Origin of the sequence: Mycobacterium mantenii (genome assembly GCF_001667865.1) — a bacterium.
GTDB lineage: Bacteria > Actinomycetota > Actinomycetes > Mycobacteriales > Mycobacteriaceae > Mycobacterium > Mycobacterium mantenii_A.
In genome coordinates this window covers 19,483-36,943 of sequence record NZ_LZJP01000128.1, presented here as the reverse complement: position 1 = coordinate 36,943, position 17,461 = coordinate 19,483, and the positions used below count along the sequence as shown (strand labels likewise).

The window sequence follows — 17,461 nt, the reverse complement described above, 5'->3', positions numbered from 1 at the left end:
AGGATCGCGCCCGGAAACCACTGGCCGCCTGGACTGACGGTATTTTGCTGGCAAAGCGGCGGTCAAGCCGACGTGCCCTGCCCATAGAGAACGCAAAGATTTGAATTACCTGGTGTTAAACCATTGGGTCAGAAGCCGGAGCCGTACACCTCGTGACCGGGCACCTCGGCGATCAGGCCCCGATAGGCCTCCTCGACGGTCGAACCGTGGTTGATCACGGCATCGACCTCGCGGGCGATCGGCATGGTGAGGCCGAATTCGTTGGCGAACTCCATGATCACGCTGGCGGCCTTGACGCCCTCGGCGACCTGATTCATCGAGGCGATGATTTCGTCGATTGGCTTGCCCGCCCCCAGCTGTTCACCGACGTGGCGGTTGCGGCTGCGCTGGCTGGTGCAGGTGACGATGAGGTCGCCCAGGCCGGCCAACCCGGGGAAGGTGTCGGGATTGCCGCCCAGCGCGACGCCCAGCTTGGTCATCTCGCGCAGCGCGCGGGCGATCACCAGCGCGCGGGTGTTTTCCCCGATGCCCAGCGAGTAGCCCATCCCGACCGAGATGGCGTAGACGTTTTTCAGCGCGCCGGCCATCTCCACCCCGATGACGTCGTCGGTGGTGTAGACGCGGAAGCGGCGGGTGCGGAACAGGCCCGACAGCCGGGTCGCCAGATGCTGGTCGGGCATCGCCAGGACCGCGGCGGCGGCGTAGCCCTCGCCGACCTCGCGTGCGATGTTGGGCCCGGCCAGGATCCCCGCCGGATGGCCGGGCAGCGTCTCCTCGATGATCTGCGACATCCGCATGTTGGTGCCCTGCTCGAGGCCCTTGACCAGCGACACCACCGGTACCCACGGTCGCAGTTCCTTGGCCAGCTCGCTCAACACCCCCCGAAAGCCGTGGGAGGGAACGCCCATCACGACGACGTCGGCGCAGTTCGCGGCCTCGGAGAAGTCGGTGGTGGCGCGCAGCGTGTCGCTCAACACCACATCGTTGCCCAGGTAGCGGCTGTTGCGATGGTTGTCGTTGATGTCGGTGGCGGTCTCCTCGGAGCGCACCCACTGCAGCGTCGGCCCGCGGCGCGCGCAGATTGATGCCACGGTGGTGCCCCAGGAGCCGCCACCGAGCACAACGACATTGGGTTCGCGCTTCTCAGATGCCATGGCGATCAGCGTATTGCCGACATCTGCGATTTAGAAGCAGTTCACGAAGTCGCGCCGCGCAACAGCGCGGATCCGGTCGAAACCAATGACCTCATGCCTGGGGACTTCGGTCCCTACCCCAACCGCACGGGGTGCCGGATTGTCAGAAGTGGACTCGATGCGAGGAGGAACGATGCCCTTACGTGCTCGCTGTGGCCGGGCCCTGGCATTGGTGTCGGCGGCTGTTCTGGCGGTGTTGATCACCTCGCCGGGCATTGCGACCGCCGACGACCGCCCCCAGGCCAACCCGCAGGAGAGGGCTGCGGCCAAGATACGGCCGGCCGTCATGTATCTGGGTGCGCAAGCCTATGGCATGGTTCGGCTGCCCAACGGGCGCAACCTGTCTCAGCTCGGTGAGGGGACGAACATGCCCTTCATCGCAACGTGGAGCTGCACCGCGTTCGTCGTCAATCCCGACGGTTGGGTGGCGACGGCGGGTCACTGTGTGGATCCCGAGACCGCCAAGCAACTGATACTCAAGCGCGCCGCAGGCGAGTACATCAGTGAGTTCCCGGACTCGCCCGAATCGCGGGACCCGGCCACGGCCGCGGACTGGCTGGCCAAAAACGCACGGGTCGAAGGGGACTCCGTGGATGGGGCGCCGCAGATGAGCGTGACGCTGGTCTACGGCAGCGGGACGAACGTCGCCGGCAAGCTCGCCGCCAACGTGGCGGACTTCCGCCCCCTGAGCAAAGGCGACGTCGCTCTGCTCAAGCTGGAGAAGCGCAACTTGCCGTCCTCGGAGCTGGCCACCGATGCCGATGTCAGCATTGGGACCCCGATTCTCGCGGTGGGTTACCCGGAGAGCACCCGGAACATCACCGGTCCTTCGCTGGATCCGACCAACAAGAGCGGGACGGTCAGCAAGAAGTCGATGATGGGACCGGCGTCCGAGTACGAAATCGATGCGCCGGTCACCGAGGGCATGAGCGGTGGACCCGCCATCGAGCTCAACGGCAAGGTGATTGGCATCAGCAGTTTCGCTCCGGCCGGTGAGCCGCAGCCCTTCAATTTCGTTGCGCCCGCGGATAGCCTGGCCGCGATGATGGCCGGCAAGGGCATCAAGGCCCGTCTGGGACCCGCCGACGTCTACTACCGGAAGGGGCTCGACCACTATTTCGCGGGTCACTACACCGACGCGATCGACGATTTCGACACGGCCCTGGCGCTGTCACCCGATTATCCCGGCCTTGCCGGACTCAAGACGAACGCGGTCAACCTGCGCCAGCAGTACGGCGACCTGTCGGTTCTCAGCGGTGCGCCGCTGGTGTGGTACACCGTGGGCGGCATCGTGCTGGTGCTCGCGGCCGGCGCCGGGTTGACGATTCTGTTGATGAAAAACCGCTCGGGTGCGGGTGAATCGGCCAAAGCGTCCGGGTTGCAGCTAGTCACCGCCGTTCCCGGGAAATCAGCTGTCGCCGAGCCGGATACGGCGACCGAACCGCACTTCTGCTCGAGCTGCGGGGCACAGCATCATCCCGCCGAGAAGTTCTGCCCGAACTGCGGTAACCACATCCTGCTGGGTGGATCCGCGTTGGGCACCAAGTAAATTCGTTCCCGCCTAGCCCGCCAGTGGCGCGGGCTCGGCGACCCGGCCGAACACCATCGCCTCCTCGATGCGGTCGAAGCGGTAGTCGATGGCGTCGGCGAGATAGTTCTGCCGCACGTTCCACGGCCGCTTGGTACCGGACTTCGGCAGCGCGTGCAGCGAGCGCAGCACGTAGCCGGCGTTGATGTCCCACGACGGCTTCTCGGTCATCGGCTCGTTGCCCCGATGCGGGGCGGCGTGGGTGTAACCGTGCGAGGCCATGTGTTCGATGAGTTTTGCCGTTGCCCGGGCGGTGATGTCGGCCCGCAGCGTCCACGACGCGTTGGTGTAGCCCACACACCAGAACAGGTTCGGTACGTCCTCGAGCATGTGTGCTTTGTAGACGAAGCGATCGCTGGTCTTGATCTCGTTGCCGTCCAGGCTTATCGCGGCCCCGCCCAGCGCCTGCAGTTGCAGGCCGGTGGCGGTGACGATGATGTCGGCGTCTAGGTGTCCGCCGGACTGAAGCGCGATGCCGGTCGCGTCGAAATGGTCGATGTGGTCGGTGACCACCTCGGCACCCCCCGCGGTGATGGCGTTGTACAGATCGGCGTCGGGGATCAGGCACATCCGCTGGTCCCACGGGTTGTAGCGCGGTTTGAAGTGGGTGTCGACGTCGTAGCCTTCGGGCAGGCTACTGATCGCCTTGCGCCGCAGCAGCCACCGCACCAACCCCGGCGCCTTGCGCGACAACGCAAAGAACACCGCCTCGGTCAGGGCGCTGTACATGCGGACCACGAGATGAGCGGGCTTGCGGGGCAGTACTTTTCGGGAGATCGCGGCGACCTTGCCGTACTTGGACGCCGAAATGAGATAGGTGGGCGAGCGCTGCAGCATGGTGACCTTGGCGGCGCGGTCCGACAACGACGGCAGCAGCGTGACCGCGGTCGCCCCACTGCCGATCACCACGACCTTCTTGCCGGAGTAGTCGAGGTCTTCGGGCCAGTGCTGCGGGTGCACCACGGTGCCCCGGAACTTCTCGATGCCCGGGAAGTCGGGCGTGTAGCCCTCGTCGTAGTTGTAGTAGCCGCTGCCGAAGAACAGGAAGCGGCAGCGGTACAGCGTGCGCGCCCCATCCTGCTCGACGGTGACCGTCCAGGTGTCGGTGGTCGAGTCCCAGTCCGCCGAACGCACGTAGCTGTTGAAACGGATGTGGCGGTCGATGCCGTACTTGCGCGCGGTGGCGACCAGGTACTCGCGGATGTGCACGCCGTCGGCTACACCCTCTTTCCGGGTCCACGGCTCGAACGGGAAGGACAGCGTGAAGATGCTGCTGTCCGAGCGCACCCCGGGGTAGCGGAACAGGTCCCACGTCCCGCCGATCTGCGCGCGCCGCTCCAGGACGGTGTAGGTCAGGTGCGGATTGCGCTCGGTGATCCGGTAGGCCGCGTCGATGCCGGAGATGCCGGCGCCGACGATGATCACGTCGGAGTAGCCGGCCTCGGTCGCCCCGCTATCGGCGGCTTCCTGGGGCGTCACGGTCATCGTGAACCTCGCTCAAGTTGTGGGACTGGTCACTAGCGTAGAGACCCACCGGTTGGTCGGGCTACTAACTCGGGAATACGCGCCGCTGCGTGCGGATCGCGGCGGAGGCCCGCTTGGGACCGCGAGCGTAAGCCGACCGGGAAAAAATGCGCCTGAAATCGCGGTGCGCTTACGCTCGCGCGCCCGTCATCGGTAGTTGACGAACTGCAGCGCCACGTCCAGGTCGGCCTGCTTGAGCATCGCGATCACGGCCTGCAGATCGTCACGCTTTTTGCTGGTGACCCGGATCTCGTCGCCCTGGATCTGGGTCTTGACGGCCTTGGGGCCGTCGTCGCGGATCAGCTTGGTGATCTTCTTGGCGTTCTCGCTGCTGATGCCCTGCTTGAGGGTGCCGCTGATCTTGTAGGTCTTGCCGGAGGCCTGCGGGTCGCCGGCGTCGAAGGCTTTCATCGAGATGTCACGGCGGATCAGCTTCTCCTTGAACACGTCGACGGCCGCCTTGACGCGTTCCTCGGTGGACGACGTCAGCTCGATGGCCTCGTCACCCTTCCAGGCGATGGAGGTGTCGGTGCCGCGGAAGTCGAACCGGGTGGCCAGCTCCTTGGCGGCCTGGTTGAGCGCGTTGTCGACCTCCTGGCGATCCACTTTGCTGACGATGTCGAACGATGAGTCCGCCATGCGATCCGTCCCTTCACTCGGTGATAGGCGTTTGTGCTTTGTCTACTCGCTCGTTGTAACCTGTCTGGCGGCAGGTTGCCCGAGCGGCCAATGGGAGCGGACTGTAAATCCGTCGCGAAAGCTTCACAGGTTCGAATCCTGTACCTGCCACCACCAGCTCAGGGGCTATTTGCCCCGGCCGCAACGTGTCGAAGCCTCGGCACGCCGCAGCTGAATTGATCGCCGGGTCCGCGGCGGTAACCTTTTTCCCAGCGCGGAAGGGGTGGCGATGCTGGTCGGTCAGGTGGGCGGCTGACGATCCCATGCAGCTCCGGTACCTCAGCATCCCGGCGCTGATCGCCGCGGCCGGTGGCGACCCGTGGGCGATCAATCAAAGCCTGCAGGCCGGCAGCCCGCTGCAGATCTCCAACCTCGCGGAAGCCTTTCGCAAAGCGGGCGTGTGCACGACGGAGAGCAACAACGCGTTCGAGCAGGCCCGCACCCGCTTCGAGGCCGCCTGGAACCACCAGGACGGCGGCCACCCGATCAACGACTCCGACGAAGTCCAGCGGGTGACGAAATCCCTTGGGGCGCAGTCATTGCAGTTGCCGAAGATCGGTGCGGACCTGGAAACCATCGCCGCGGCGCTGGCCGAGGCGCAAAAAGCCGCGGCCGGCCAGATCGCGACCCTGGAGGCCCAGCTGCAGGAGCTCGACGATCTGATCGGTGAAGCCGACGAGATGGAGGACGACGAGGGCCTCACCGCGGCCGACATCGATGCGCTCGAAGCGCTCATCGCCAAGTGCGAAGACGACGCCATCCGCGACACCAAAGCCGCGCTGGGCCAGCTGCAGGCGACCCGCGACGGCTACTCGAACACGTTGCAAAACGCCTTGGGGGCGCTACACAGTGATGGATACGACCTTGCAGGTATCCGGGCGGTAGAGGGCCCGCTGTCACCCCTGCCCGCGCTGCCGGAGGACCCCAAGCAATTCGCGCAGGTGTGGAACTCGCTGACGCCCCAGCAGAAAGACGCTGAGTACCAAGACAATCCGTACATCGGCAACCACAACGGGATGCCCGCGGTGGACCGCGATCACTACAACCGGCTCACCCTCGCCGCCGAGTTGAACGGCGCTCAGACCGCCGCCGCCCAAGCCGACGCGCTCAAGGCGCAACACCCGGATTGGGCGCAGGGCAAGAACATCCCGCCGCCGAACGAGCCGGGCGCGATCTTCGACGATCGCCTGACCTACGAGGCGTGGCAACGCCAGTACGATGCCGCCCAAAACGGGGCCAAGTACCTGCCCGACCTCCAAGCGGTCGACAAGGCCGTCAAAATGAGTCCGGATCGGAAACTCATGTTGCTGGACACCAAAACCGGCAAGCAAGCCCGCGCCGCGATCGCGGTCGGCGACCCCGACACCTCCACCCACGTGTCGGTCACCGCGCCCGGCCTCAACACCACGGTGCACGGTGCCATCGGCAGCATGTCCGACGAGGCGACCCGCCTGCGAAGCGAGGCGCTGCGACAGCTGAGCCTCGCTCCGGGCCACGAACACGACACTGTCTCGGCGATCGCGTGGATCGGCTATGACCCGCCGCAGGTGCCCGGCCTCGACGACCTCGGCAAGTCGCTCGCCGGCGGGTGGGGCGTCAGCCACGACGACATCGCCAGGACCGGCGCCCACGACCTGGCCGGCTTTTACGACGGGATACAGGCCGCCCATCACGGCGGCCCCGCCGATCTCACCGCGATCGGCCACTCCTATGGGTCACTGACCACCGGCCTGGCCCTGCAAGAGCCCGGCGACCACGGCGTATCGCGTGCACTGTTCTACGGATCGCCGGGCATCGAGGCGTCCACGCCACAACAACTGCACCTGCAGCCCGGCCACGTGTTCACCATGGAAACCCCCGACGACCCCATCCAGTGGACCTACGACGGCCCCGCGATCGCGCACACGGTGGCCCCGTTCCTGCCACCGCCGTTGAGCACGCTGGCCGAAAGCGTCCTGGGTGCGGCCGACGCCAGCGGCGCCGGTCACTTCGGGCCGAACCCGGCCACCAACCCCAACTTCACGCACCTTGCGACCGGGGCAGCCACGGTGCCCGACGGCCACGGTGGCACCCTCAACCTGTCTGACGCGCACGGGCACAGCGATTACCCCCGCTTTCCCGACGGCGGAGGGACCAGAACGACGAACTTCAACATCGCGGCCGTCCTGGCCGGGCTGAGCGATCAGGCGGTGCCGCAGAAATGACGAACAACCGAATGACGAGCACCCCGAGACCGCGTCGTCTCCGACTCCTCCTGGCCACCCTGGCCGTCACCGCACTAGCCGCAACAGGATGCCACGTGAACCAACCCCACGACCCCACCCCGTCCACCGATCCCGCCAAGGCCCTGGCGACGCTGAAATCCCTGCCCTCGTTCGAAGACACTCAAACCCAGGTGCAAGCCGCGATGGCCGAAATCACCGCGGCCGCAAGCAGATTGATTCCCTCGATCAGCTGGGAGACCCCGCACGAGGGCTCGGGTCTGGGCTGCGAACGGCCCTACGATCAGACCGACGGACGGGGCTACTTCCTGCCGGACGAGGTGGCCGCGAACGTCGCGGTCTCCGAGCAGCAGTGGGCGAGCATCCAGGAGAGCGCCAAACAGGCGGCCGCCAAGCTGGACGCCACCGACATGCAGGTCATGCACGACAACCCGGGCAACCACGACGTCGGCTTCTACGGCCCGACCGGAATCTTCATCAAGGTCGGCTACCGGGGAAACCTGGTCGTGTCCGGCTATACCGGCTGCCGCCTGCCGCGCGACAAGAAATAGCTCCGAGCCTCACTCGCGGTGATCGCGCCCGCCACTCGCCCCGACGGACGCCAGCGCGGCTTCGTCGCGCTCCGAAGGTGTGGCGGGTGGCGCGGCCGCGGCGTCGGCGTTGTCGATCGCCTGGCTGCGGCCCAGCGCGATCGTCGCCGCCACCATCGCCGCCACCGCGACGACGAGGGCGAGCGCCGTCACGCTGCCCACCGCCAGGTGCTCGCCGAGCACGACAACCCCGAGCAGGACCGCGACGACCGGCTCACCCACCAGCATGATCGGCACCGACGCCTGCAGCGCGCCGGCGTGAAACGCCGAGTTTTGCACCACGGTCACGGTCACCGCCAGCGCGACGAGCACATACGGGGCGGGGACGGTCAGCAGCGCATGCCAGCCGCCGACCGAGTAGCGGTGGGTGCAGACCTTGGTGACGACGGCGATCATGCCGAGCAGGACCGCCACCGCGGCCCCCAGCAGCGACGCGCGCACCCGGCCGGCGGCGCGGTGGGCGGCGATGACGCACGCGATCACCGACGGCACGGTGATCGCCAGGGCCAGGGTCCACGCCGGCAGCGGGGGACGGCCGTGGCCTTCGCGCGGCTGGCCCACCAGCAGGAAGACGGCCAGCGCGGCCGTCAGCAACATCGCCCAGCCCCACTGGACCCGGCTGATGCGTTGGTGGCACAGCGCCGCGCTGAGCGGCAACGCGAACAGCAGCGACGAGACCAATAACGGCTGGACGAGCAGCAGGGATCCATGCGCCAGCGCCACGGCCTGAAACACATAGCCGGCGACGGCGGCAAACGTCCCCGCCCACCACAGCGGTTCGCGCGCCAACGTCGTCGCCATCGCCGCGGACATGGCCTCATCACCGGGAACGCGGTGGGTGGCCCGCTGTCGCACGACGATTCCCACCGCAGCCCAGAATGCGGAAAGCAAAGCTGAGAAGATTGCGACCGCATGCGTCGTCACCCACCCCATGCCCGGATGGATACCCCTGACCTGCGGGCGGTTAACTCACTGTGTCCGAGACGATCCATCCCCGCCTACCCTGGGTGGCCGAGGAGTTCGCCCCGATCGGGGCCGATCGGAAGGAAACATGCTGCGTAGCAAAGTAATCACCATAGTGGCGTTGGTCGCCGCCATCGCGTCCGCGGCGCTGACATTTCTGCCCTGGATCGACTTGAGCCACTTGGGATTCCCCATCCGGTGGAATGGCCTCGGCATCTACGACGGCGAGGACGCCGAACACTATGGCCCCATGCTTGCGGGCATGGTGAACAGCACGCCGGGATGGATCGTTCTGATCGCTGCGATCGCGGCCGCCGGTGCGTTGCTGGCCGCATGGCGGGTGCGCCGGCTGGGGCTCGTCGCGTGCGGCTGCGCGGTGGTCGCATTTGCCGTCGCGGTTTTGTGCCTGGCGTATCCATCAGTGCTGGTCGGCGGCACCAAGGAGGAGTTGGGTGCGTCCGGGCTGGCGGCCCGGGACTTTGTGAACTCCAGCGCATTGATCGCCGAGGCCGTGGCCACCGGCGTGCTGGCGATCTGCGCCGTGCTCGTCGCTGTCGGCACGAAAAGTGGTGCCAGCGAAGCTGATTGAGAGCGCGTCAGGCGGTTGACGTTGGCCACGTGGTGGCCGTGCGGGATCGAGACCGCCCCGCGCCGGATGGCGTCGTCGACCTTCGCGATTCCGGTCAGCTCACCGCTGGCGCTGCGCACCGTCACCTTCTGGCCGTCGGTCACTCCTGCGGCGGCGCCGTCATCCGGATGAATGAGGATCTCGGGGGCCTCGCCGAGAAAGTCGAGCTGCCCGTTGAGCTTTCGGCGCTGCCGACGCGGCACCATCACCAGGGGTGCGGGTGGTTGCAGGGCCGCGAGCTGGTCGACCAGCAGCGGCGGCGCTTCAGGCGGCCATGCCGTTTTGAGAATGCGCTCTTCGGGAAAATGCTCGCGCTTAGGCGAGCCTTAGCTATCCTCGTGGCGGATCGGGTTGCACGACCGCAGTCGTAGCGAAGGAGTGGGCCAGGGGTGACGGAGACAACCGCGCAGCCGGTGACGGACGAATTCGACGCGCCGCCGGTATCGCTGCGAACGCGTGGCCGCTGGCTGCGCTGGGGGCTGCTGTCGGTGTGGGGCCCCGGCCTGGTGGTGATGCTGGCCGACACAGACGCGGGCTCGCTGATCACCGCGTCGCAGTCCGGCGCCCAGTGGGGCTACCGGATGGTGCTGCCGCAGCTGATTCTGATGCCCGTCCTCTACGCCGTGCAGGAGATGACCGTGCGGCTGGGCATCGTCACCAAGCGCGGCCACGGTTCGCTGATCCGGGAGCGGTTCGGGCGCGGCTGGGCGTGGCTGTCGGCGTTCACCTTGTTCGCCTCGGCGATCGGGGCGTTGCTGACCGAATTCGCCGGCGTCGCCGGCGTGGGCGAACTCTTCGGCGTCTCGCGGTGGGTGAGCATTCCGGTCGCGACGGTCGCGCTGCTGGCGCTGGCGCTGACCGGCAGCTACCGGCGGGTCGAACGCATCGGCCTGGTCGTCGGCGCGGCCGAACTGGCGTTCCTGGTGGCCATGGTGATGGCCCGGCCCGATCCGAAGGCACTCGTGGACGGTCTGTCCTCGATGCCGCTGGGCAACTCGTCGTACCTGCTGTTGGTCGCGGCCAACGTCGGCGCGGTCATCATGCCGTGGATGATCTTCTACCAGCAGGGCGCGGTGGTCGATAAGCACTTGTCCGAGAGCACGATTCGCCAGGCTCGTTACGACACGGCGTTCGGCGCGGTGCTGACCCAGCTGATCATGATCGCGGTGGTGATCACCATGGCCTCGACGATCGGTAAGCACGGCGGCGCGGCGGAACTGGAAACGGTCGGTCAGATCGCCCAATCGCTGACGCCCTACCTGGGCCACGTCGGCGGGACGGTGCTGTTCGGCCTGGGCATGCTGGGCGCGGCGCTGGTGGCCGCGATCGTCGCCTCGCTGGCCGGGGCGTGGGGCCTTGCGGAGGTGTTCGGCTGGAAGCACACGCTCAACGAGCGGCCCAACCGCGCCACCGCCAAGTTCTACCTCACCTACGGGCTCGCCCACATCGTGGGCGCGGTGCTGGTGCTGGCCAGTGTCGACCTGGTCAACCTGGCCGTCGACGTCGAGGTGATGAACGCGTTGCTGCTGCCCATTGTGCTGGGTCTGCTGCTGGCGCTGGAAGCCAGGGCGCTGCCCGAACAGTGGCGCATGCGGGGTGTGCACAAATACGTCACCCGCGCGCTGTGCTTCGTGACCATCGGTTTCGGACTGTACATGGTCCCGCTGGGCTGGACTTAAAACGTCCGATTCGTCATCGTGCCCCTGCGATTTGAGGGCATGGCGAGAGGCGGGTCATCAGTCCGGTCGCACGAGCCAACGGTCGGATGCCAGCGCTTTGGCGGGATTGATTCAAAACACAAGTAGGGCGGGGGATCTCGTCGCGAACACGACATGAGATTCTTCGCCCAAACCGATCACCACCGGCATCGATTTCGGCCTGTTTATCGGGCCGGTACCACCGTCTGGCGCTACCGTCGCCGAGAAGTGCTGTGCGCCAATGTGGTTGCGCAGTTTCCGCTCGTTTCGCGGTTGCTGGGCCGGGGCCAGGCATTCAGATCGAGGCGCTCCTAATTTGTCTGCATAGAGCGCGAGGAGGGCGGCGGCGCCGTCGTCGATGGCTTCGCGGTCGCCTGTCCTGACGACTCGACGGCGGAGGCGCACCTCGACAAGGACTTTGGTGTACTTGGCACCTTGCCGATCAGTCATGACAAGGGCGATGATCGTGACTGACGGCTAAGGAGACTCAATCATGATGCTCAATAGATTCGCCGCCTGGACCGGGCTGCTGTCCACACTCCTTGCGTTCGCCGCGCTGCCGATGGCCCTCTTCGCCGCCGGCACTGGCCACCCGGGTTGGGCGTTGGTGGCGGCCGCCGCGTTGCTGTCCTGCGTCGGCCTCGGGGGCAGCGTGGTCGCGGCGGTCGTGCACTACGACCACCGACATCAAAGGAGCACTCCCCACCTCTTCTAGCGACTCGGCGGTTTACGCGGATCGCGCGTACGCCCTGGGGTGGTGACTTGGCGTGACTTAACCGCTGTGAGTGGTTTCTTAACTCGCCATTCGCATCGACGCGGGCAGGATCAACCAGGCCGAGTTCGGGTCTGTCGGTTCCTTGGTCCGCCCAGCGTCCGCACCGCGCCTGCGGCGCGCAGGGCCTGCCGCGAACCGCGAAGCTCCGCCGCGAGGTCGTGTTCGAGCGCCGGGACCTCCAATCCGCGACGGCGCAGCTGTCGATCCAGCGCCGCGATGAACAGGCCCTCGCCCTGGCGGCGGCACCCAAGCACCGCCCGCTCGTTCATGACGTCTCGAGTGAGCGCCGCGGCCGGACAGGACGCGACCACCTCCAGCGAGGCCCGCATGTCCAGCGTGGTCGTCACCCCGCACGATGGCGAGGCGCCGATCCCCACGATGCCGGCGACCGTGATCCCGGACCGCTGGTAGTCGGCAACGTCGCGAGCGACCCGCCGCGCCAGTCGGCGATAGACGAGGCGGGTCCAGACCACGAACGCCCGCAGCAATGGACCGCGTAGCGGATACAACAATCCGCCCTTGGAGTGGTACAGGCGCAGACTGTGGGGTTTGAGCACCCCGCCCCAGGCCAGCCGCTCAGGGCACGGCAGCTGGTGAATTCCGTAACCCGCGCTGATCAGCTCGCCGACCGCCTCGGGCACCGCGCCCGGTCGGGTAGCGCCGCCCGCGTAGCGTGTGTTCTCGTTCAACAGACAATGCGAGACGAGCACCACCCGGCGGCCGCGCTCGTCTCGCAGTTGGTCGAGCAGCAGCTGCGTTTGGGACGGCGCCGCTCGGCCTGATGATCGCCTGCCACGCATACCGAGAGCATCGACAACCGCGCGGCCGTTCAGTAGGGGCCAAGGTCACCGGAGGCCGAACAGCTCGGTGGCGAAGGGATTCCCGCGCCGTCGTTTGCTGGGGATTCCTCGATGAATGGATGGCGCGGTTCAGGACCAGGGCCCGGGATAGCGGCCGTCCTGGTCTTGCACCATGACGATTTCCTTGCACTCGCCGTTGGCGCCCGGCGCGGTCTCACCGCGGCAGACCAGCGTCCATCCGGAGATCCGCTCGAAAGGCCGCAGCGCCCAGGTCGTCGGGACGGGATCGGTTGCCGGCAAGCTGATCACGGAGAACGTCCCGCCGGTGCCGGTGATGTAGAGGTGGTCTTCGAAAAACGCCAGCTTGGAAATCGACAGCTTCTTGGCGTCGTCCCGGTTCTTCTGGAAGTCCCACTGTTGGCTGCGCAGGTTCCACACGCCGAAGCCGAACTGGGAGGTGTCCGAGCCGTGGCCGTCGACGAACAGCTTGCCGTCGGACAGCGCCGCGGTCAGCCCGCCCCCGGAGATCCGGTCGGAATCGCCGACTTTGATGATGGATTTGGCGTTGAGGTCGTAGAACATCGTCGACAGCACCGGCGGGTTGTACGAATCCCAGTGCGTGATCTTCACCAATTTGGTTGGGCCGTCGGTCAATTCGGCGTCGACGGATTGCACGTCGTTGTCCTGGTAGATCGCTTCCCCGCCCGGCAGGCGCAGCTCTGCCCCAGACGTCTTGCCGGGCTCGGTGTTGCGCTGGAATGCGAGCACGTCCTGCCAGACCCGGCCGGGTTGCGGATCGTTCCACATCATCGACAGGTCGCCGCCGGACAGGACGACGGTCCGGGGCGCCGCGGCACCGTGGCCGTCGGTGAAGGCGTTCAGCCACGCCACACCCGAGGCGGTCGAGGACAGTCCCCAATCCTTGGGCGCGGACAGCTTCAGGTCGGGGGCCGGCGGCTGCAGCTCCTTGGTGGCCACCTGCTGGCCCGACTTGGAGTCGTAAACGTAGCCGGTAGTCGTGGTGACTTCCGGTGCGGGGCCCTGCGCCGGCTTGACGGTCGTGACGAGGTACACGACCTTCATGTCGTCGGCCGTGCCGGTCAGCGCGCAGATGCCGCCGGTGAGGTTCTGCCCGGCCGGAATCGCCGGGACGGCGGGGGCGACGTACCGTCCGGTTTTCGGATCGAAGATCTTCGGCCGGATGTCCTCGAGCGCCGATTTGCTGGTGGAAAACTTCTCCGGACAGCCGAAATAGGCCGTGCCGCCGTAACTTTTCCAGTCCTTCTCCAGCGGACCGGTGATCGGAGCGGGCGGGGCGACCGCGCGGGTGCTGGTCTTCGAGGCGGCCGTCGAGGTGGTCGGGGTGAGCGCGGGCGGCGCCGCGGTTTCCGAACAGGACGCCATGGCCAGGCAGGCAGCCGACGCAACCACGGCACGCCAGTGGGTGAACAGGCTGTGCCGCGCCGGATGCATCCAGGCTGCAGGCATCGAAAACCCCCGTTAAGTTCGTGTAACCAAGCAGCGTAAAGCCGCCCCGGTGCGACCGCGACTTGGGCGCATAGCGGGCTTAGTCACATGGGCCGACATCGCCGGCCCGGCGCGACTATCGGTCGAACTCGATGGGCAGGCTTTTCGGCCCGCTCAGGCTCACCATCGGCTTCCACGGCGCCGGCCCGGCCGTTCGCGGGTTGCGCAGCCGGTGCGCGAGGACGTTGAGCGCTTCGGCGATCTCACGCCTGGCCAGGTTGGCGCCCAGGCAGTAGTGCACGCCGCCGCCGAAGGTCAGGATGGGCGGCGCAGCCTCGCGGGTGATGTCGACGCGGTCGGGGTCGTCGTAAACCACCGGATCACGGTTGGCCGCAAAGGTATTCACCAGCACTGCGGTGCCGGCGGGGAATAAGTAGCCGTCCAGCTCGGCGTCCTCGGCCACCAGGCGCAGGGTTCCGCAGGCGATCGGTGAGTGACGCATGGTCTCCTCGACGGCCCGCATCGCCAGCTCGGGCCGCTGCCGCAGCAGCTCCCACTGTTCGGGGTGATCGCAGAGCACGTGCACCGAGGCGGCCACCTGGTTACGGGTGGTGTCAGTTCCCGCCAGCAGCAGGCCGCCCGCCAGCATGCGCAGCTCGGCGGCGTCGAGGCGGTCGTCCTCGTCCTCGGCGCGAATCAGGTCGGACAGCAGGTCATCGGTCAAACTCTGCCGCCGGCGCGCGACCATCTCGTCGACGTAGCCGTCGAGCTCGCCCCACGCGCGCATCACCACCGGCTCGACTTCGCGCAGATCGACGGTGAAGCTGAAGGCCTTGAACACGTCGTCGGCCCACAGCGAAAACTGTTGCCAGTCCTCACGGGGCGCGCCGAGCAGCGCACAGATGATCGGCACCGGGTAGGGACGCGCGATATCGGTGACGACGTCACAGCGGCCCGCGTCCGCCACCCGATCGACCAGTTCGTTCAGCACGCCGACCATGGTGTCGTGCAGGCGCGCGACCGTTCGGGGGGTGAACGCCCTGGAGCACAGGCTGCGCAGCCGGTGGTGCGCGTCGCCCTCCAGGCACAGCAGGCTGTTGGCCACTTTGTCCCACAGCGGGCCGGATTCGATGCCCTGGGCCAGCAGGTTGATGCCGGGTGGGATCTGGAATCGGGGATCGCGGAGCACAGAACGGACCAAGTGGTAGGACAGCACCTCGGGGCCATGCGGTCCCAGCGCGACCGGTGCCTGGCGCTGCGCCTCCCGCAGCCGCGGGTAGACCTGCGCGGGCGTCTCTTCGGGGTCGTAGGTGAGCACCGGCAGTTCGGCGTCGAAAAGACTTGGGGGAGCGGCACCGACGGTCATGACGGTCTCCTTGGTTCCGCAGACGGCTGCGGACGACTTTGAGTCAATGTATGGCCAGCGCGTAAGAGTGTCAACGATATGGGCCCCGTTGATCCCAATCGCCATACACCGGATCGAAAAATGCATTGCCGCGACGGGCGCACCGCGATGCTCAGTCCGGCGCGCGCAGCCGCACCATCCGCGTCGTCGACGTCTCGTCCAGCTCGACGGCATCGGCGCGCGAACGCAGGAAATCGCTGAATGACCGGAATCCCAAGGATCTTTCGCTGAACGACGGGTCCATCCGCTTCATTTGTGCCTTCACGGCCGAGTTGTGCAGCCAGTCGACGTCGTCTTTCTCCAGGCCGATCCGCAGGGCACGCGTCAGCAGCGCGGTGGCGGCGGCCTGCGGGTCGGCCTGCTCGTCGGGTTCGTCCCGCTTGGCCTGCTTGCTGCGGCCCGCCTTTTTCTTCGGCTCGGCCGCCCCCGCGTCCGACGGCGCCGGTTCGGGAACCGGGACCCCCGGCAGCGCGTCGTAGATGACGAACTCGTCGCAGGCCGCCGCGAGCGCGCGGCTCGACGCGCCGGCCACCCCGATGCCCACCACGTAGCGGCCGAGCCTCTTGCAGCGCTGGGCCAACGGGATGTAGTCGGAGTCACCCGCCACGATCACGACGTGGGTCAGGTCGGGCAGCCGGAACATGTCCTCTACCGTGTCGACCGCCAGCCGGATGTCGGCACCATTTTTGCCGTAGGCCGCCGCCGGGAACAACTGCACCAGATCGACCGCGCGGCCCACCAACTGTCCGCGATACCCGGCGTTGATCTCCGCCGACCAGTCCGCATAGGCGCGGGTGAGCACCAGGGTCCCGAACGACGACGCGAAGTCGAGGATCGCGCCGACGTCGACCGTCGCCTGCCCCAGCCGTTCGGAGTGCTGCTCAAGCCCCTTGGCCTTGTCCCGCTGAAACGAATTGCGGCCGTGAATCTGGTCGTACCGGGAGATCACGATGTTGTCGAAGTCGAGGTAGACGGCCACGCGGCTGGCAACCGGTTCGGTCATGCCCTAGATCATTGCTGAGCAGGACCAAAGCGGGTACCCCGCCCACATGAATGAGGTGAAAGTTCTCGAACTGCACGGCGATCGCATCGCCTACCGCGACAAGGGTGAGGGCGAGGTGCTGCTGCTCATCCACGGCATGGCGGGCAGTTCGGAGACCTGGCGGTCGGTGATACCGCCGCTGTCGAAGAAGTTTCGGGTCATCGCCCCCGACCTGCTCGGCCATGGCGACTCGGCGAAGCCCCGCACGGATTACTCGCTGGGCGCGTTCGCGGTGTGGCTTCGCGATTTCCTCGACGAGCTCGGCGTCAGCCAGGCCACCATCGTCGGTCACTCGCTCGGTGGCGGGGTCGCGATGCAGTTCGTCTACCAGCACCCCGACTACGCCCAACGGTTGATCCTGATCAGCAGCGGCGGCCTGGGTCCCGACGTCGGCTGGGTGCTGCGGCTGCTCTCGGCCCCCGGGGCGGAGCTGGTGTTGCCGATCGTCGCGCCGCCGCCCGTGCTGTCCGTCGGCAACAAGCTGCGGTCCTGGTTGAGGGGCGCCGGCATTCAATCGCCGCGCGGGGCCGAGCTGTGGAGCGCCTACTCGTCGTTGTCGGACGGCGAGACACGGCAGTCGTTCCTGCGGACGCTGCGATCGGTTGTCGATTACCGCGGGCAGGCGGTCAGCGCGCTGAACAGGCTGCGGCTGCGTGAGGATCTACCCGTCATGGCGATCTGGGGCGAGCGCGACGGCATCATTCCCGTCGATCACGCCTACGCCGCGCACGAGGCACGCACGGACGCGAGGCTTGAGGTGCTGCCCGACGTCGGTCACTTCGCGCAGGTGGAGGCCCCCAGCCAGGTGGTGGAGTTGATCGAGGACTTCATCGCCACGGGCGAGCGCCGCGACACGGCGATCACCCAGCTGCACGACTGATCTGAAGGC

16 protein-coding genes, 1 tRNA gene and 1 pseudogene are annotated in these 17,461 nt (G+C 67.1%); 8 read left to right on the top strand and 10 right to left on the bottom strand.

Translation table 11 applies throughout. The features are described 5' to 3' along the window. Nucleotides 1-128: 128 nt before the first annotated feature. Complete coding sequence (locus tag A5688_RS24645) at nt 129-1,154, bottom strand: NAD(P)H-dependent glycerol-3-phosphate dehydrogenase (RefSeq protein ID WP_067837207.1); 1,026 nt, start codon at nt 1,152-1,154, stop codon at nt 129-131. 172 nt (nt 1,155-1,326) lie between these two features. On the opposite strand from A5688_RS24645, the gene A5688_RS24640 reads away from it, so the two are divergent. Continuing rightward, complete coding sequence (locus A5688_RS24640; RefSeq protein ID WP_242660226.1) at nt 1,327-2,742, top strand: trypsin-like peptidase domain-containing protein; 1,416 nt, start codon at nt 1,327-1,329, stop codon at nt 2,740-2,742. A gap of 12 nt (nt 2,743-2,754) precedes the next feature. Here A5688_RS24640 and A5688_RS24635 read toward each other — a convergent pair whose 3' ends face one another. Together A5688_RS24635 and A5688_RS24630 are read right to left on the bottom strand one after the other, a co-directional pair. Then, nucleotides 2,755-4,266, bottom strand: coding sequence for a flavin-containing monooxygenase (locus tag A5688_RS24635; protein ID WP_067909263.1), 1,512 nt, complete (start codon nt 4,264-4,266; stop codon nt 2,755-2,757). Nucleotides 4,267-4,452: 186 nt separating this feature from the next. Next, a complete protein-coding gene (locus tag A5688_RS24630; RefSeq protein ID WP_067837214.1) occupies nt 4,453-4,944 on the bottom strand; it encodes a YajQ family cyclic di-GMP-binding protein in 492 nt (163 codons plus the stop codon). Between the two features lie 69 nt (nt 4,945-5,013). On the opposite strand from A5688_RS24630, the gene A5688_RS24625 reads away from it, so the two are divergent. The 3 genes from A5688_RS24625 (at nt 5,014) to A5688_RS24615 (ending at nt 7,756) form a co-directional block, all read left to right on the top strand. Continuing rightward, nucleotides 5,014-5,097 (top strand) — tRNA-Tyr (locus tag A5688_RS24625). A gap of 149 nt (nt 5,098-5,246) precedes the next feature. Beyond that, nucleotides 5,247-7,187, top strand: a complete 1,941-nt coding sequence (locus A5688_RS24620) for an alpha/beta hydrolase (RefSeq protein WP_067909266.1) — start codon at nt 5,247-5,249, stop codon at nt 7,185-7,187. A gap of 95 nt (nt 7,188-7,282) precedes the next feature. Next, the gene (locus A5688_RS24615) at nt 7,283-7,756 is read left to right on the top strand and encodes an LppA family lipoprotein (protein WP_067837229.1); all 474 of its coding nucleotides are present in this window, start codon (nt 7,283-7,285) and stop codon (nt 7,754-7,756) included. A gap of 9 nt (nt 7,757-7,765) precedes the next feature. On the opposite strand, the gene A5688_RS24610 is transcribed toward A5688_RS24615, so the two are convergent. Further along, a complete protein-coding gene (locus A5688_RS24610; RefSeq protein ID WP_067909269.1) occupies nt 7,766-8,728 on the bottom strand; it encodes a DMT family transporter in 963 nt (320 codons plus the stop codon). 118 nt (nt 8,729-8,846) lie between these two features. Here A5688_RS24610 and A5688_RS24605 point away from each other — a divergent pair, with 118 nt between their 5' ends. Then, nucleotides 8,847-9,347: a hypothetical protein gene (locus A5688_RS24605; RefSeq protein WP_067909271.1), complete on the top strand. Its 501-nt coding sequence runs from the start codon at nt 8,847-8,849 to the stop codon at nt 9,345-9,347. A gap of 53 nt (nt 9,348-9,400) precedes the next feature. Here the strand turns inward: A5688_RS24605 and A5688_RS28615 are convergent. Next, a pseudogene (locus tag A5688_RS28615) lies at nt 9,401-9,592 on the bottom strand (molybdopterin dinucleotide binding domain-containing protein); the annotation flags it as partial. Nucleotides 9,593-9,775: 183 nt separating this feature from the next. Between A5688_RS28615 and A5688_RS24595 the strand changes: the two are divergent. Then, nucleotides 9,776-11,065, top strand: a complete 1,290-nt coding sequence (locus tag A5688_RS24595; protein WP_067909277.1) for an NRAMP family divalent metal transporter — start codon at nt 9,776-9,778, stop codon at nt 11,063-11,065. 111 nt (nt 11,066-11,176) lie between these two features. Here A5688_RS24595 and A5688_RS27595 read toward each other — a convergent pair whose 3' ends face one another. Beyond that, nucleotides 11,177-11,533, bottom strand: a complete 357-nt coding sequence (locus A5688_RS27595; protein ID WP_131812124.1) for a hypothetical protein — start codon at nt 11,531-11,533, stop codon at nt 11,177-11,179. 43 nt (nt 11,534-11,576) lie between these two features. On the opposite strand from A5688_RS27595, the gene A5688_RS24590 reads away from it, so the two are divergent. Next, on the top strand, nt 11,577-11,798 hold the full coding sequence (locus tag A5688_RS24590; RefSeq protein ID WP_067909280.1) for a hypothetical protein: 222 nt from the start codon (nt 11,577-11,579) through the stop codon (nt 11,796-11,798). Nucleotides 11,799-11,908: 110 nt separating this feature from the next. Here A5688_RS24590 and A5688_RS24585 read toward each other — a convergent pair whose 3' ends face one another. From A5688_RS24585 to A5688_RS24570, 4 genes are all read right to left on the bottom strand, one after another. Further along, nucleotides 11,909-12,547, bottom strand: a complete 639-nt coding sequence (locus A5688_RS24585) for a hypothetical protein (protein WP_165607503.1) — start codon at nt 12,545-12,547, stop codon at nt 11,909-11,911. Nucleotides 12,548-12,787: 240 nt separating this feature from the next. Then, nucleotides 12,788-14,131: a hypothetical protein gene (locus tag A5688_RS24580; protein ID WP_067837248.1), complete on the bottom strand. Its 1,344-nt coding sequence runs from the start codon at nt 14,129-14,131 to the stop codon at nt 12,788-12,790. Between the two features lie 130 nt (nt 14,132-14,261). After that, a complete protein-coding gene (locus A5688_RS24575; protein WP_067837250.1) occupies nt 14,262-15,491 on the bottom strand; it encodes a cytochrome P450 in 1,230 nt (409 codons plus the stop codon). A 151-nt stretch (nt 15,492-15,642) separates the two neighbouring features. Next, complete coding sequence (locus A5688_RS24570; protein WP_067909286.1) at nt 15,643-16,533, bottom strand: NYN domain-containing protein; 891 nt, start codon at nt 16,531-16,533, stop codon at nt 15,643-15,645. 46 nt (nt 16,534-16,579) lie between these two features. Between A5688_RS24570 and A5688_RS24565 the strand changes: the two genes are divergently transcribed. Continuing rightward, entirely contained in the window at nt 16,580-17,452 is an 873-nt protein-coding gene (locus A5688_RS24565; protein ID WP_067837255.1) for an alpha/beta fold hydrolase, read from the top strand. Nucleotides 17,453-17,461 lie beyond the last annotated feature (9 nt).

Bases quoted from the DNA above. Each gene is read 5' to 3' on its own strand.
- A5688_RS24590 (WP_067909280.1), top strand. From the start codon at position 11,577: ATGATGCTCAATAGATTCGCCGCCTGGACCGGGCTGCTGTCCACACTC.
- A5688_RS24640 (WP_242660226.1), top strand. From the start codon at position 1,327: ATGCCCTTACGTGCTCGCTGTGGCCGGGCCCTGGCATTGGTGTCGGCG.
- A5688_RS24575 (WP_067837250.1), bottom strand. From the start codon at position 15,491: ATGACCGTCGGTGCCGCTCCCCCAAGTCTTTTCGACGCCGAACTGCCG.
- A5688_RS24580 (WP_067837248.1), bottom strand. From the start codon at position 14,131: ATGCATCCGGCGCGGCACAGCCTGTTCACCCACTGGCGTGCCGTGGTT.
- A5688_RS24570 (WP_067909286.1), bottom strand. From the start codon at position 16,533: ATGACCGAACCGGTTGCCAGCCGCGTGGCCGTCTACCTCGACTTCGAC.
- A5688_RS24565 (WP_067837255.1), top strand. From the start codon at position 16,580: ATGAATGAGGTGAAAGTTCTCGAACTGCACGGCGATCGCATCGCCTAC.
- A5688_RS24635 (WP_067909263.1), bottom strand. From the start codon at position 4,266: ATGACCGTGACGCCCCAGGAAGCCGCCGATAGCGGGGCGACCGAGGCC.
- A5688_RS24605 (WP_067909271.1), top strand. From the start codon at position 8,847: ATGCTGCGTAGCAAAGTAATCACCATAGTGGCGTTGGTCGCCGCCATC.
- A5688_RS24630 (WP_067837214.1), bottom strand. From the start codon at position 4,944: ATGGCGGACTCATCGTTCGACATCGTCAGCAAAGTGGATCGCCAGGAG.
- A5688_RS24620 (WP_067909266.1), top strand. From the start codon at position 5,247: ATGCAGCTCCGGTACCTCAGCATCCCGGCGCTGATCGCCGCGGCCGGT.
- A5688_RS24610 (WP_067909269.1), bottom strand. From the start codon at position 8,728: ATGGGGTGGGTGACGACGCATGCGGTCGCAATCTTCTCAGCTTTGCTT.
- A5688_RS24645 (WP_067837207.1), bottom strand. From the start codon at position 1,154: ATGGCATCTGAGAAGCGCGAACCCAATGTCGTTGTGCTCGGTGGCGGC.
- A5688_RS27595 (WP_131812124.1), bottom strand. From the start codon at position 11,533: ATGACTGATCGGCAAGGTGCCAAGTACACCAAAGTCCTTGTCGAGGTG.